This is a genomic window from Micromonospora sp. NPDC049645, from assembly GCF_040675155.1.
Lineage (GTDB): Bacteria > Actinomycetota > Actinomycetes > Mycobacteriales > Micromonosporaceae > Micromonospora.
In genome coordinates, this window is the sequence record NZ_JBFAOI010000003.1 from 390373 (window position 1) to 403294 (window position 12922).

15 protein-coding genes are annotated in these 12922 nt (G+C 74.1%); 8 read left to right on the top strand and 7 right to left on the bottom strand.

What is annotated here, in order from left to right:
* Positions 1-316 precede the first annotated feature (316 nt).
* From AB0J33_RS10360 to AB0J33_RS10395, 8 genes are all read left to right on the top strand, one after another.
* A complete protein-coding gene (locus tag AB0J33_RS10360; protein ID WP_363611954.1) occupies positions 317-1495 on the top strand; it encodes a hypothetical protein in 1179 nt (392 codons plus the stop codon).
* The gene (locus AB0J33_RS10365; RefSeq protein WP_363611955.1) at positions 1482-4076 is read left to right on the top strand and encodes a nitrate- and nitrite sensing domain-containing protein; all 2595 of its coding nucleotides are present in this window, start codon (positions 1482-1484) and stop codon (positions 4074-4076) included. Before AB0J33_RS10360 ends, AB0J33_RS10365 begins: the two co-directional genes overlap by 14 nt.
* Positions 4073-4546, top strand: a complete 474-nt coding sequence (locus AB0J33_RS10370; RefSeq protein WP_363611957.1) for a roadblock/LC7 domain-containing protein — start codon at positions 4073-4075, stop codon at positions 4544-4546. The genes AB0J33_RS10365 and AB0J33_RS10370 overlap by 4 nt, the downstream gene beginning before the upstream one ends.
* Complete coding sequence (locus AB0J33_RS10375) at positions 4543-5031, top strand: DUF742 domain-containing protein (RefSeq protein ID WP_363611959.1); 489 nt, start codon at positions 4543-4545, stop codon at positions 5029-5031. Before AB0J33_RS10370 ends, AB0J33_RS10375 begins: the two co-directional genes overlap by 4 nt.
* Positions 5009-5767, top strand: a complete 759-nt coding sequence (locus AB0J33_RS10380) for an ATP/GTP-binding protein (protein ID WP_363611961.1) — start codon at positions 5009-5011, stop codon at positions 5765-5767. The genes AB0J33_RS10375 and AB0J33_RS10380 overlap by 23 nt, the downstream gene beginning before the upstream one ends.
* A 38-nt stretch (positions 5768-5805) precedes the next feature.
* Entirely contained in the window at positions 5806-6312 is a 507-nt protein-coding gene (locus AB0J33_RS10385; RefSeq protein WP_363611963.1) for a hypothetical protein, read from the top strand.
* Between the two features lie 36 nt (positions 6313-6348).
* Positions 6349-8562 carry an AAA family ATPase gene (locus AB0J33_RS10390; protein ID WP_363611965.1) on the top strand — a complete coding sequence of 738 codons (2214 nt, stop codon included), beginning with the start codon at positions 6349-6351 and terminating at the stop codon, positions 8560-8562.
* 93 nt (positions 8563-8655) lie between these two features.
* Positions 8656-9588, top strand: coding sequence for a superoxide dismutase (locus AB0J33_RS10395; RefSeq protein ID WP_363611967.1), 933 nt, complete (start codon positions 8656-8658; stop codon positions 9586-9588).
* Positions 9589-9638: 50 nt separating this feature from the next.
* Here the strand turns inward: AB0J33_RS10395 and AB0J33_RS10400 are convergent, their stop codons facing one another.
* The 7 genes from AB0J33_RS10400 to AB0J33_RS10430 are packed head-to-tail and all read right to left on the bottom strand — an operon-like array spanning position 9639 to position 12898.
* The gene (locus AB0J33_RS10400; protein ID WP_363611969.1) at positions 9639-9992 is read right to left on the bottom strand and encodes a gas vesicle protein K; all 354 of its coding nucleotides are present in this window, start codon (positions 9990-9992) and stop codon (positions 9639-9641) included.
* On the bottom strand, positions 9989-10201 hold the full coding sequence (locus AB0J33_RS10405) for a gas vesicle protein (RefSeq protein ID WP_363611971.1): 213 nt from the start codon (positions 10199-10201) through the stop codon (positions 9989-9991). The genes AB0J33_RS10400 and AB0J33_RS10405 overlap by 4 nt, the downstream gene beginning before the upstream one ends.
* Positions 10198-11025 carry a GvpL/GvpF family gas vesicle protein gene (locus tag AB0J33_RS10410; protein ID WP_363611973.1) on the bottom strand — a complete coding sequence of 276 codons (828 nt, stop codon included), beginning with the start codon at positions 11023-11025 and terminating at the stop codon, positions 10198-10200. Before AB0J33_RS10410 ends, AB0J33_RS10405 begins: the two co-directional genes overlap by 4 nt.
* Positions 11018-11389 carry a gas vesicle protein gene (locus tag AB0J33_RS10415; RefSeq protein WP_363611975.1) on the bottom strand — a complete coding sequence of 124 codons (372 nt, stop codon included), beginning with the start codon at positions 11387-11389 and terminating at the stop codon, positions 11018-11020. The genes AB0J33_RS10410 and AB0J33_RS10415 overlap by 8 nt, the downstream gene beginning before the upstream one ends.
* 1 nt (position 11390) lies before the next feature.
* Entirely contained in the window at positions 11391-11720 is a 330-nt protein-coding gene (gene gvpO, locus AB0J33_RS10420; RefSeq protein ID WP_363611977.1) for a gas vesicle protein GvpO, read from the bottom strand.
* Entirely contained in the window at positions 11717-12139 is a 423-nt protein-coding gene (locus AB0J33_RS10425; protein ID WP_363611979.1) for a gas vesicle protein GvpG, read from the bottom strand. Before AB0J33_RS10425 ends, gvpO begins: the two co-directional genes overlap by 4 nt.
* Positions 12140-12142: 3 nt before the next feature.
* Positions 12143-12898 carry a GvpL/GvpF family gas vesicle protein gene (locus AB0J33_RS10430; RefSeq protein ID WP_363611981.1) on the bottom strand — a complete coding sequence of 252 codons (756 nt, stop codon included), beginning with the start codon at positions 12896-12898 and terminating at the stop codon, positions 12143-12145.
* Between the last annotated feature and the right edge of the window lie 24 nt (positions 12899-12922).

Sequence of the window (12922 nt, forward strand, 5' to 3'; positions counted from 1 at the left end):
TCCGGTTGCTCCGATCGGTGCGGAGTGTGGTGCGAGCGCGCAGCGTCCGACGCGGCCCAGTGAGTTGACTTCGGATCCCGTGAATTCCGATCTTCCGCGGATATCCACCTCGATCCCTCCATGTCACACCCACAGCTGACACAGAGCGTGCCGGTAACGCGGACAAATGGTGACATGACTCGAACTGACGCGAACCTGACTCGTCGAGTGCGGTCTGACCAGCCGGGGGTTCGATTAGTTTTCCGGTCCGGTGCACGGGACTTGTCGGTCCACCCGACGCCGCGCCGATCCGCGCCCCACGCCGGAGGAGACACACATGACAGTCCCCGCGCCGCGGGCCCGTCGACGGCCGTCCATGCTGGGCCGACTGCTGCCCCTGCTGCTCATCGGAGCGCTGCTGGCACCGTTGGGCCTGCTCGTCACGTCGAACTGGCGGCAGATCACCGACGACCGGGACCTCGCCGCCCGGGAACGGCTCGGCGTGCAGTACCTCACCGCTCTGGCCACCGTCACCGACGCTCTCGTCGAGGCCCAGTCCGCCGCGGTGGACGGGCGTCCCGCCGCACGGGAGGCGTTGAACCGAGCGGTCGAGAACGCCGCCGCCGTGGACGCCCGGATCGGCGGTGAACTGCTCAGTCAGGAACGCTGGGCCGGCGTACGGGCCAAGCTGGAGGCGTTGCGCGGCCGTGCCGCCGCCGACCCGGAGGCCGCCTACACGGCGTACGGCGAGGTCTCCGACCTGCTGCTCGCCCTGCACCGGAAGGTCCGGGAAAGCTCCGGGCTGGTCCGCGACCCCGAGGCCGACTCCTTCTTCCTCCAGGACAGCGTCGGTCAGGAACTGCCCGAGGCGATGGTGGCCGCCGGCCGGCTTCGCGACCTGGGCGTGCTGGTCTCCCGCCGGCCGGCCGCCGAGCGGCCTCGCGGCCTGATGGAGCTGACCGGTCTGCGGGTGACCGCACTGGCCCCCGCCGCCGACCTCGTCGACAACCTGCGCTCGGCCGTGGACGGTTCGGAGAGCACCGACCTGGGCGCCAACGTGCTGACCCCGCTGGACACCTACCAACGCTCGGTGGAGGCGCTCGCCGCGTACTCCGCGCCGGGCCGGGAGACCGGCACCGTGGACCCGGCCCAGTTGGGTGCCGCCGCGCTCAACGCGCACCGCTCGGCCCGCCAGCTCCAGCCGGTCATTCTCGCCGAGCTGGACGCTCTGCTGAAGGAGCGCATCGATCGGCTCGACCGGGACCGCTGGCTGACCGCCGGAGCGGCGCTCGTCGCCGTCCTGTTGCTGGGCTGCCTCGCCGCGCTGCTGATCGCCGCCGGCCGCCGGTCGCGGCGTCGGGCCGCCCAGGCCGCCACCCACGCGGAGAGCCCCGACACCCCGCTGCACCGCGACCCCTGGCAGCCGCCGGTCGACGAGCCGCGTGCGCTGCAACCCGCCGGCGCGGCCCGCGAACCGGAGACCGCGCAGTGGGGAGCCTTCGATGCTGCTCGGTAGGCTCCGGATCCGCGGCAAGCTGGCGATGCTCGTGGTGATCCCGCTGCTCAGCATGATCGGCCTCGCCGTGCCGGTGATGCTCGACCGGGTCGCCGCGGCACAGCGGGCCGGCGACACCGCCGAACGGGTCCGACTCGCCAGCCGGGTCGGCAGCCTGGTCCAGGACCTCCAGCAGGAACGCATCCTCTCCGTCGGCTTCCTGCTCGGCCAGGTCGAACGGAGCGAGCTGGTCCGCAAGTCCGCCGACGTGGACGACCGGGTGGCCGACCTGCGGGCGGCGCGCAGCGACGCGTTGACCGACCAGGTCGACCACGCCCTCGACGGCGTGTCCAGCCTCGTCGACCTGCGGACGGCCGTGCTGGCCAGGGCCGCCAACCCGGGTCAGGTGATGGACGCGTTCGGCCCGGTCGACAAGGGGATCATCGAGTCGCTGCGGCTGGTGGTCGGGGTGGACACCGACACGTTGCCGGGCCGTCAGGTGCTCGCCCTCGACGGGCTGCTCCGCGCCGACGAGGGCCTGGCGACCTGCGCCACCCTGAGCCTGCTGGTGAAGGCGGTCGGCACCCCGGACACCACCGCCGGATACGTGGCGTGCATCGCCGCGCTCATGGTCGACAACTCGCGTTTCCGCAGCCTGATCACACCCGAGCAGCTCACGGTGGCCCAGCTCAACGACGCCGCGGTGGCCGCCCGTACCAAGCCCGACTTCCTGGTCAGGAGCGCCCGGGACCCGGCCGCCGCGGTCCACGACGTGACGCTGGAGGCGCTCTTCCCGGCCGTCCGCACGATGATCCGGCTCGGTCAGTTCGTGGAGAAGAAGCTGGTCGCCGACGTGCTCGCCGAGGTGACCGCCGAGCAGCGGCGGGCGCTGACGGCCGCGTACCTGGTCGGTGCCGCGGCGGCGCTGATCCTGACGCTGGTGGTGCTGCTCAGCGTGGCGGTCGCGCGGACGGTGGCCCGACCGCTGACCCGGCTCACCCGCTCGGCCGACCGGGTCGCCCGGGTCGCCGAGGCCGAGCTGGTCCGGGTCACCGACGACGAGACGGAGAGCCCCCAGGCGGTCCGGCTGGAGCCGGTCGACATCCGGGCCAACGACGAGATCGGCGACCTGGCCCGGGCCTTCGACCGGGTACAGAACACCGCCGCGCAGCTGGTCGAGCGGCAGGTCGCCGGGCGGCGCAACGTGGCACAGATGTTCGGCCACGTCGGGCGGCGTACGCAGAACCTGGTGGGCCGGCAGATCGCGTTGATCGACCGGCTGGAGCAGCAGGAGGCCGACCCGGGCCGCCTGGAGCACCTGTACCGACTCGACCACATCTCCAGCCGGCTGCGGCGCAACGCGGGCAGTCTCGTGGTGCTCTCCGGCTCGGCCGGGGCCGACGCGCACACCGCACCGGTGCCACTGGCCGACGTGGTCCGGCTGGCACTCGGCGAGATCGAGGACTACACCCGGGTGGAGGTGCAGGTGCCGACGGGCATCTCGGCCGCGCCAGCGGTGGTCGGTGACCTCGTCCTGGCGCTGGCCGAGCTGATGGAGAACGCCACCGTCTTCTCCCCGCCGCACACCCGGGTGCTGGTGGCCGCCGAGTCGTCCGGCCTGGGCGCGCGACTCACCGTGGTGGACCACGGCATCGGCATGAGTGAGCAACGGCTGGCTGAGGAGAACGCCCGGTTCACCCGCCGGGAACGGCTCGACCTGGCCCCCACCGAGGTGCTCGGTCTCTTCGTCGTGGGCCGGTTGGCCCGCCGGCACGGCTGGCAGGTCGGCCTGGCCGCCACCGGCGGCGGGGGCGTGACCGCACACCTGGAGATCCCGTCGACGTCACTGGTGCTGCGTCGCGTCGAGCGCCCCGGGGCGGCCGTGGCACGGGCCGCGGTGCCGGCACGAGACCGGCGTACGACGGTGACACTCGACCCGGAGCCCGCCGCGCCGCCCCGCACGGCGGTCGTCGCCGCACCGGCCCGCTTCGACTCGGACCTGCTCAGCCGGGCCACCCGCAGCCTGGACACCGGCCCGTCCTGGAACGCGTTCGGTCGGGGTCAGCCCGAGCAGACCGCTCCCGAGGCCCAGGAGCCGGAACCGTCGGGCAAGCCGACCGGGCCACGGGTCCGGCAGCGGGTGCCCGGGGCCAGCCTGCACGCCACCGCCGCACCGACCCGGCCGGTGGACGCCACCGGCGCGGACCCCGCCGCCGCGCGCGCCCTGGTCGAGGCATTCCAGGCCGGTGTACGTCGGGCCGAACTGCACGTGGCACCGGGCCTCGCCGGCTCGTCGGCCGGGGTCGGGACGGCCGTGGGTCACCCGGAGGTGACCGTCGACCTGCCGAGCACACCGGGCGGCACCGGCCCCGCGGTGCCGACTGCCGGCGGCTCTGCCGACGCCGGCCCGGGGCGGCCCCGGTTGAGCCGACGGGTGCCGGGGGCGAACCTCACCGCCATCCCGGCCTGCCAGCCGCCCAGCACCCACCTCGGTGACCCGGCCGAAGTCCGTGACCTCATCACCGAGTTCGAGGCGGGCGTCGCCCGCGCTCTCCTCGAAGTCAGCCCCGACCACCGCAACGAAGAAGGATCATCACGGTGACCAGCCCCTTCCTGCACGAGAACGTCGACCAGAGTCAGCCCAGCACCCCGGGGGACCTCAGCCCGGAGGCCCGTACGTTCAACTGGCTGCTGGACTCCTTCACCTCCAGCACGGCCGGCGTCCTGGAGGCGATCGCGGTCTCCTCGGACGGCCTGTTGATGGCCATGTCGGCGATCAAGGACCGGTCCAACGCGGAACGACTGGCCGCCGTCGTGTCCGGGATGACGAGCCTCGCCGGCGGGGCGGCCAGTTGGTACGCGCTCGGCGGCCTCAACCGGGTGATCGTCGACATGGCCGACGGTTACCTGCTGATCAGTGCGATCAGCAGCGGTTCCGTGCTCGGGGTGGTCGCCGACCGGTCGGCGAACCTGGGCACCGTCGCGTACGAGATGACGCTCTTCGCCGGGCGGGCCGGTGGCGCCCTGACCCCGCGGCTGATCGTCGAGTTGAAGAACGCCGTTCAGCAGTGACCTCCGACGTCGCCGGCGAGGACCCGGATCCGGATCCCCGAGTACGGATCCGCCCGTACCTGCGTACGTCGCCCCCGACCGGGGACGGCGCGGCGGCGACGTCGGCGCTGCCCGAGCCGGAGCCGGGCGGGGACCAGCCGGCCGGTCCCCGCCCGTTCGTGCTCACCTCCGGGCGGGTGGCGGGTGCGGACCCGGCGATCGGGTTGGAGACCCAGGTGACCGCCCGCACGGACAGCGGCTGGTGGGCGGGGCCACCCGGCGCCCTGCTGGCACCGGAACTTCAGACGATCATCGCGCTCTGCGCCGAGCCGATCTCGGTGGCGGAGATCTCGGCCCGCGCCCGACTGCATTTCGGCGTGACCCGGGTCCTGGTCGGCGACCTGAGGGCCGCCGGGCACCTGGACGTGCACGTCACCGACACCGACGACGCTGTCGATCCCGACCTCATCCTGCGAGTGATTGATGGACTCCGTGCGATCTCCTGAATGGCCGGTCGCCCCGCTCGGCGGGGCCGCCGCGAACAGCGCCGCCGCCCGCTACGGCGTGTCCCCGGGCACCGGGCCGATCGTCGGGCGGGCCGGACCACCACCGACCGCCCCGCCGCCGTACCGGCCCTCGTCGGGCACCGCGTCGGTGCCGCCTCCGGTCGGCAAACCGGCCGCGCCGCCGATCCCGGTCAAGATCCTGGTCGCCGGTGGGTTCGGGGTGGGCAAGACCACCACCGTGGGCGCGATCTCCGAGATCGCGCCGCTGACCACCGAGGCCGAGATGACCAGCGCCGGGATCGGCGTGGACGACCCGGGCGCCCGGTCCACCAAGACCACCACCACGGTGGCGATGGACTTCGGCTGCGTGACGATCGACCGGAGCCTGAAGCTCTACCTGTTCGGCACCCCCGGGCAGACCCGGTTCGGCTTCATGTGGGACGACCTCGCCCGGGGGGCGCTCGGCGCGCTGGTGGTGGTGGACAGCGCCCGGCTGGACGACTGTTTCCCGGCCATCGACTTCTTCGAACGGGCCGGGCTGCCGTTCGTGGTCGGGGTCAACGCCTTCGACGGCCGGCTGGCCCTGGAACTGGGCGAGATCCGCTGGGCGTTGGCAATCGGCGATCATGTTCCCCTGGTGCAGTTCGATGCCCGGGACCGGCTCTCGGTGCGGGACGCCCTACTGGTCGTCCTGGACCGCGCGCTGGACCGCGCTACCCGAGACAGAAGGGCCTGAGCCGACCAGCTCCGGCCGTGGCGGGAAGAGGTGATCTGGTGAGGGGCGACCTGGACGAGACGCTGGCCCGGCTGGCCCGACGTGAGGAGGCGTCACGCCGTCGGGCCACCGAACGTGACGACACCGCCGTACCGTCGAGCCCACCCGGGCTCGGCGCCCGCAACGCCCGAACGGGCCGGCACGACCCGCGGCACGCCGGTGTGGAGACCCCCGATGACGTGCCCGGCTGGGGACCGGTCGAGGAGGTGGCCGAGGCGGTCCGCCAGGTCGTCGGGGCCCACCCCGGGCTGGCGGTGACCGTGCAGGTGGAGCACGCCGGGCGGACGTACCCGATGCGGGTCTCCTGGGACGGGCCCGGCGTCACGGTCGGACCGGTTCCCCCGCCGGCGCCGCTGGAACCCCCACCGTCCTGGCCGCTCTCCGGGCGGACGGTTCCCGCCTGGGCGCCCGGCCCGGACGGGCTGACCCCGGACCCGGCGGCCCGGCTGGCCGAGCTGATCCGGCGCGACCCGACGTTGTTGGACGAGTTGGATCCGCGGCGCTGACCGGCGGGGTTGGCTGCCGGCGGCTACGGTCGGGCGGTGGCGCAACCCGACCTGACCCTGACGGCGAGCCTGCGGCCGGCCGCGCTCGACGCCCGACGGGGCATCGTGCGGCTGCACCCGGAGGCGCTGACCGCACTGGGGCTGCGCCCCGGCGACCCGGTCCGGCTCGCCGGCCGCCGGGAGACGGCCGGGATCGCGGCGGCGGCCGCGCCGGGCGCGAGCACCGCCCTGCTGTACGCCGACGACCTGACCCTGGGCAACCTGGGTCTGCGCGACGGCGGTCAGGTGCGGGTGAGCCCGGTGCCGTTGGTCCCGGCGGGCCGGGTCGTCCTGGCCGGGCCGGTGGGGGTCGTCGCGGCGGTCAGCCCGGAGATGCTCCGACTCGCCCTGTTGGGCAAGGTCCTCACGGCCGGCGACGACGTGTCGCTGCTGCCGCAGGACGTGCTGCCGGACGCGTCGGTCCGCAGCCTGGTGGAGGCGGCGCGGCGCAGCCTGGCCAACACCGTCGGGTTCGCCTGGACGAGCACCCTGCTCACCGTGGTCACCGTCGAGCCGGCGGCCGGCGCGTTGGTCACCATGAACACGGTGATCGGGTGGGAGCACGGCGCGACCACCCACGGCGAGCCCGTTCCGGTCGACACCGCACCGCCCCGGCCGCACGCCACCGCCGAGGCGGCCCCGGCGGACGACGCGCCCGACGTGGACGAGCTGCCCGGGCTGCGGACCCAGGCCGAGGAGCTGACCGAGCTGCTCGACCTCGGCTTTCACCACCGGGAGGTGTTGGGCCGGCTGGGCACCACCATCTCGTTGGGCGTTCTGCTCGTCGGCCCGGCGGGATCCGGGAAGTCGGCGCTGGTCCGCGCGGTGGCCGCCCGGGTCGGTGCCCGCGTGCACCCGCTCTGGGCACCCGAGGTGGCCGCGCTGGCCGATCAGGCCGCCGCCGAGCGGATGCGCGTCGCGGCGAGGGCCGCCCGAGCCGGCGGACCGGCGGTGCTGCTGGTCACCGACGTGGAGGCGCTCGCACCGGCGGAGGCGCCCGGTCCGGTGGCGACGGTGTTCCGCCAGGTGCTCGCGGAGACCATTCGCGCCGGCGTCGCCGTGGTCTGCACCACCGGGCGTCCGGAGGCGGTCGACCCCGCCCTGCGGGCGCCGGACCTGCTGTCGCTGCGGATCAGCGTCCCACTGCCGGATCAGGCGCTGCGCCGCGAGCAGCTCACCGTGCTGACCCGGCAGGTGCCGTTGGCCGACGACGTCCGACTGGACGAGATCGCCGCGCGTACCCCCGGGTTCGTCGCGGCGGACCTGGCCGCGCTGGTTCGGGAGGCCGGGGTACGCGCGGCGCTGCGGCAGAAGTCCGCCGAGACGCCGACGGTGTCGATGGCCGACTTCACCGCCGCCCGGGAGGTGGTCCGGCCGACCACGATGGCGGCGTCCACCCTGGATCTGGCCTCGGTGACCCTGGACGACGTGGGTGGCCTGGACGACGTCAAGCAGACGTTGACCGAGTCGGTGCTGTGGCCGTTGACCTACCCGGACACCTTCGCCCGGCTCGGGGTGCAACCGCCGCGCGGCGTGCTGCTCTACGGGCCGCCGGGCTGCGGCAAGACGTACCTGGTCACCGCGCTGGCCGGCTCGGGGCGGGCCAACGTGCTGTCGGTCAAGGGCGCGGAACTGCTCTCCAAGTGGGTCGGTGAGAGCGAACGCGCCGTCCGGGAGCTGTTCCGGCGGGCCCGGGAGGCGGCCCCCACGCTGATCTTCCTGGACGAGGTGGACGCGCTGGCACCGGTGCGCGGCCAGGCCACCGACGGTGGCACCACGGACCGGGTGGTCGCCGCCCTGCTCACCGAGTTGGACGGGGTGGAGACGCTGCGCAACGTGGTGGTGGTCGGCGCGACGAACCGACCGGACCTGGTCGACCCGGCGCTGCTGCGGCCGGGCCGGTTGGAGCGGCTGGTCTACGTGCCGCCGCCGGACGGGCCGGCCCGCGCGGAGATCCTGCGGGCGGCGTCCCGGCCGGTGCCGTTGGCACCGGACGTCGACCTGCCCACCCTCGGCGACGAGCTGACCGGCTTCTCCGCCGCCGACTGCGCGGCGCTGGTCCGGGAGGCGGCGCTGGCCGCGATGCGGGAGTCGCTCGCCGCGGCCACGGTCACCGCCGCGCATGTGGCGACCGCGCGGGCCCGGGTACGCCCGTCGCTGGACCCGGCGCAGGTGGCGTGGCTGGCCGCGTACGCCGCCAACCGGGAGTGATCAAGCCAGACCAACCTTTCGCCGCGCCCAGGACGTTCCTAGTACGTCACATTCCTCAGTGGAGTCATCCACTGCGACGTCAGGTGGTGTTCCTTGCGCAAGCGGCTCTCTCTTCTCCTCGTCCCCCTGGTGGCGGCGGCCACCCTGGTCTCGGTCGGCGCACCGGCGACTGCTCATCCGACGAAGTCGTTTCCCTCTCGGATCGCGTTGCCGAACGGGTTCACCCCGGAAGGGTTGACGATCGGTCGGGGCACCACCGTCTACGTGGGCTCCGTCCTGGACGGTGCCGTGTGGCGGGGTGACTTACGCACCGGGCGCGGCTCGGTGCTGATTCCCGGCACACCGGGCACCGCCAAGGCGGGCATCAAGATCGACCCGCGGGGCCGGCTCTGGACCGCCGACTTCTCCGGCGGTGGGGCCAGCGTGTACGACGCACGCACCGGCGCCCGACTGGCCCACTACCAGTTCACCAGCGAGCCGAGCAGCCTGGTCAACGACCTGGTGATCACCGAACGGGCGGTCTACTTCACCGACTCCACCCAGCCGGTGCTGTACGTGGTGCCGCTGGGCCCGGGTGGTCGGCTGCCGACCCCCACCGCCTTCCGGGTGCTGCCACTCAGCGGTCCGGGCGCGACGGCGGACGCGTTCAACAACGGGATCGTGGCGCTGCCGGACGGCGATCTGCTGGTCGCGCAGATGCTGACCGGTCAGCTCGTGCGCGTCGACCCGCGTACCGGCGGCAGCCGCGTCCTCGACCTCGGCGGTTACTCGGTGGAGCGGGCCGACGGGTTGGTGCTGCGCGGGCGCACCCTGCACGTGATCCGGAACCTGACCAACGTCGTCGCGGTGGTCCGGCTGAACGCCGGATACACCGCCGGAGTGGTGCAGCGCGAGATCACCAGCCCGCTGTTGCGGTCACCGGCCACCGGTGACCTGTTCGGCTCGGCGTTGTACATGGTCAACGGCCGGTTCGACGTGGAGTCGACGCCGAGCACCGACTACGACATCGTCCGGGTCCCGGCCTGATACGGGCGGCCGGCGGCGGCCCTTCCGGGTTGCCGCCGGCCGGCTCGGGGTCAGTCCGTGGGCAGGAGCGGGCCGAGCGGCCCGAGGTCCAGGTTCAGGTCCTCCGGGGCCAGTCCGAAGTGTTCGCGCAGCCCGACCATCTGCTCCTCCAGGGCCATCAGCGTCACCCCGATGCGCTCGACCTGCTCCTCGGTGAGGTCACCGAGGTCCACCCGGCGTAGGGCCTGCCGCTCCATCAGCTGCCGCAGCAACTCGACGACGGTGAGGACCAGGCTCGCCAGCCCACGCTCGACCGAGTCCCGGTCCACGGCGATCCGGCGGTCCAGCGGAGTCACCCGGGGTGGCTGCCACGACTCCGAGCCCAGCGCGGCGGCCAACTCCGTCGCCTCGTCCCGCCCGGTCATCCACCGTCCTCCGGCTGGGTCAGCGCGCCGACCGACGCGACAAGCGCCCGCAGCGAGATCCGGACCAGGTCCACGTCGGCGATGGCCAGGGTGATGTCCCCGCTGATCACCACGCCGGTGGCGAGGACCCGGTCGAGGAGGTCCACCAGGGCGACCGGCCGGTACCCGAGCGGGTCGTCGGCGCTGCTCGGCGCGAGCGCGGTGGTCACCCCGGACGCCCCACGGTGAGCGCGGGCTCGGGTCGGTCCGCGACGAAGGAGTACGCCGGCCACGGCCCGGTCAGCTCCAGCTCCAGTCCCGGATGCCGACGGCCCAACGAGCCGACCAGCTCCTTGAAGCGGGGCAGCGCGGCGACGTCGACCAGGTACGCCCCGTTGAGCACCATCGGGGCGGGCACCCCGGACAGTCGCCGGTCCTGCGGCGCGTGCCGACGGCCCACCACGGCCAGCTCGCACAGGGCGCTGTGCACCGCATCCGCAGCGGCACTCGCCAACTGCTGACGTTCCTCCCGGGCCGTCAACTGGGCACGTCGCCGCCGCAGGTACGCCGTCCCCACCCCACCGGCCGCGGCCGTCCCGGCGGTGACCGTGGCCGCGCCCGGCACCAGGAAGCCCTTGACGCCCCACTCGCCGCGCCCGGTCAGCCGGTCCAGAGCGGCGACGAGTTCGGCACGGCGGGCGGCGAGAGTGCCGGCCACCCGCCCGTCGTCCGTGTGCACGGTGGCGAGCCGGGCCGGCACCACCGGCCCACGTCGCGCCAGCGCCTCGACCACCGCGTGGTGCGCTCTGGCCACCCGCTCCAGCCAGACCAGGTCCTCCAGGTTGCGGCGTAGTGGCTCCTCGCCGTACTCGTCCAACGGCGCGGTGCTGACCACGGCGACAAGTCCGGCGGCGGACACCGCGCGGACCGGACCGCCGTCGATGCCGGCGATCGTCGCCAGCGTCGCCAGCGTCGCAGGGTCGGCGTCGCGCACCACGCCGTGCAGCCACGCGCCGGTGGTCGCGGCGGGCAGGTCGGTCGCCACGTCAACCATCCCACTCCTCCAGTTCGGCGTCGCGACGTCGCGCCCGGGCCTCCAGTCGGGGCCGCCGCTGCGCGTCGACCTCCTCCGGGTCACGCGGCCCCGGCTCCACCGGGGGACGAGCACGCGAGCTGAGCCACGGGTCGTGCTCCCACCAGTCGATGCCGATCTGGCGTGCGGTGTCGACCGACGCGATGACCAGCCGCAGCTTCAGCGTCAGCAGTTCGATGTCGAGCAGGCTGACCCGGATGTCGCCGGCGATGACGATGCCCCGGTCGAGCACCCGTTCGAGGATGTCGCCCAGATTGGCGGGCTCGTGGCCGGCGGGCAGGACCTGGCCGGAGTTCTGCACCACCGGCGGCTGCGCAGCGGTCATCTCAGCCCACCTCACCCTTCCCACGCTGGTAGCGCCGCACCCGGCGATAGCCGAGCAGGCTCCCCTCGATGTCCAACTCCACCTCGTACAGACCGAGCAGGTCGGTCGAGTTGGGGATCCGGTGCGCCTCCACGACCTCCACCCCGACGAGCCAGCCGTCCTCGGTGGCCTCCAGGGAGGTGGTGACGGACGGTTCGCGGCCGGTCAGCTCGACCAGGTGCCGCAGCGCGGCCCGCGCCGCCTCGGCCGCCGACACCGGCTCCACGTACTCGTCGTCCGGGTAACCCTGGGCGGCCGGGTCACGCCGTCGCGTCCGGGCGTCGTCGGTCATGGCGCACTCCTCCCTCGCGTGCCGCGCCGCGCCGGGCCGGGCGAGGCCGCCGTCCCGCGCCGGCCCGGCCGAGGCCGCTCGCCGGTCTGGCCCGGCCGAGGCCGCTCGCCGGTCTGGCCCGGCCGAAGCCGCTCGCCGGTCTGGCCCGGCCGAAGCCGCTCGCCGGTCTGGCCCGGCCGAAGCCGCTCGCCGCTGCGGTCCCCGGTCAGCCGGTCCAGCACCCGCTGCTCGGCCCGGTCGCGCTCCTCGGCGCTCAGCTCACCCGCCGCCACCGCGGCGTCCAACGCCTCCAGCTCGCGCCGGACGTTGACCGGGTTGCGCTGGCGCGACTCGGCTTCGCGGGCGACCACCCCGACCACCGCGGTCAGCCCGCGTACCGGCGCGTACGGCAGGGTCAGCAGCGCCCAGAGCAGGTCCACCGGTCAGCCCGCCAACTGGTGGGCGCCGACGAAGTCGTACGGGGCCAGCGGTCCGAGCAGCCGCAACCGCAGCAGTCCCCGGCGATCCTGCGCGTACGCCTCCAGCGCGTCCACCAGGGCGTCCTCGCGGTCGCTCTCCACCAGCAGGGCCGCATGGGTCGCATCCATCTCGTGGCTGGGCGGGCGCAGTTGGGCGGAGACCACGAACTCGGCAGTGGCGTCGAGCATCCGCCGGTTCTCCGCCTCGCGGCGCAGCTCCACCGCCTGGCTGATGATCTCGCCGAGCCGGATGCGTGGTTCACGGCTGGCCGCCTCAGGCCGACCGCGTACCTGCTCGGCGAGCCGGGCGGCCGTCGGGTTCTCGTCGAGGATGCCGCGCAGCAACGCCCGCTCGTCGAAGCGCCCGTGCACGACGTACTGCACCCTGCCCTCGAACTCGGCGAGCGCGGCGGCGAAACGGTCGTGGTGCGGTCGGAGCAGGTCGAGCACCGCGTCCGGGCCGGTGACCACGGTGCCGAACCGCACCGGAAGCACCGGCGCCACCGCCGCCGTGCCGTCCAGCAGGTCCTGGTACGCCCGCAGGTCCGCCGACCGGCCGAGCGTCGCGTCCAGCCGCACCGGGCTGACCAGGGCAGCGACGTCCCCGTGCCGGACCACCGTCACCTCGCCCGGCGGGTCGCCGACCCCGGCGGCGTCGGGCGTCGCCTCCACGTCGGCGGGCACCAACCCGTAGACGAACAATCCCGTCTCGTCCGCCATCTCAACTCCTTCCGAGGTCGCGCA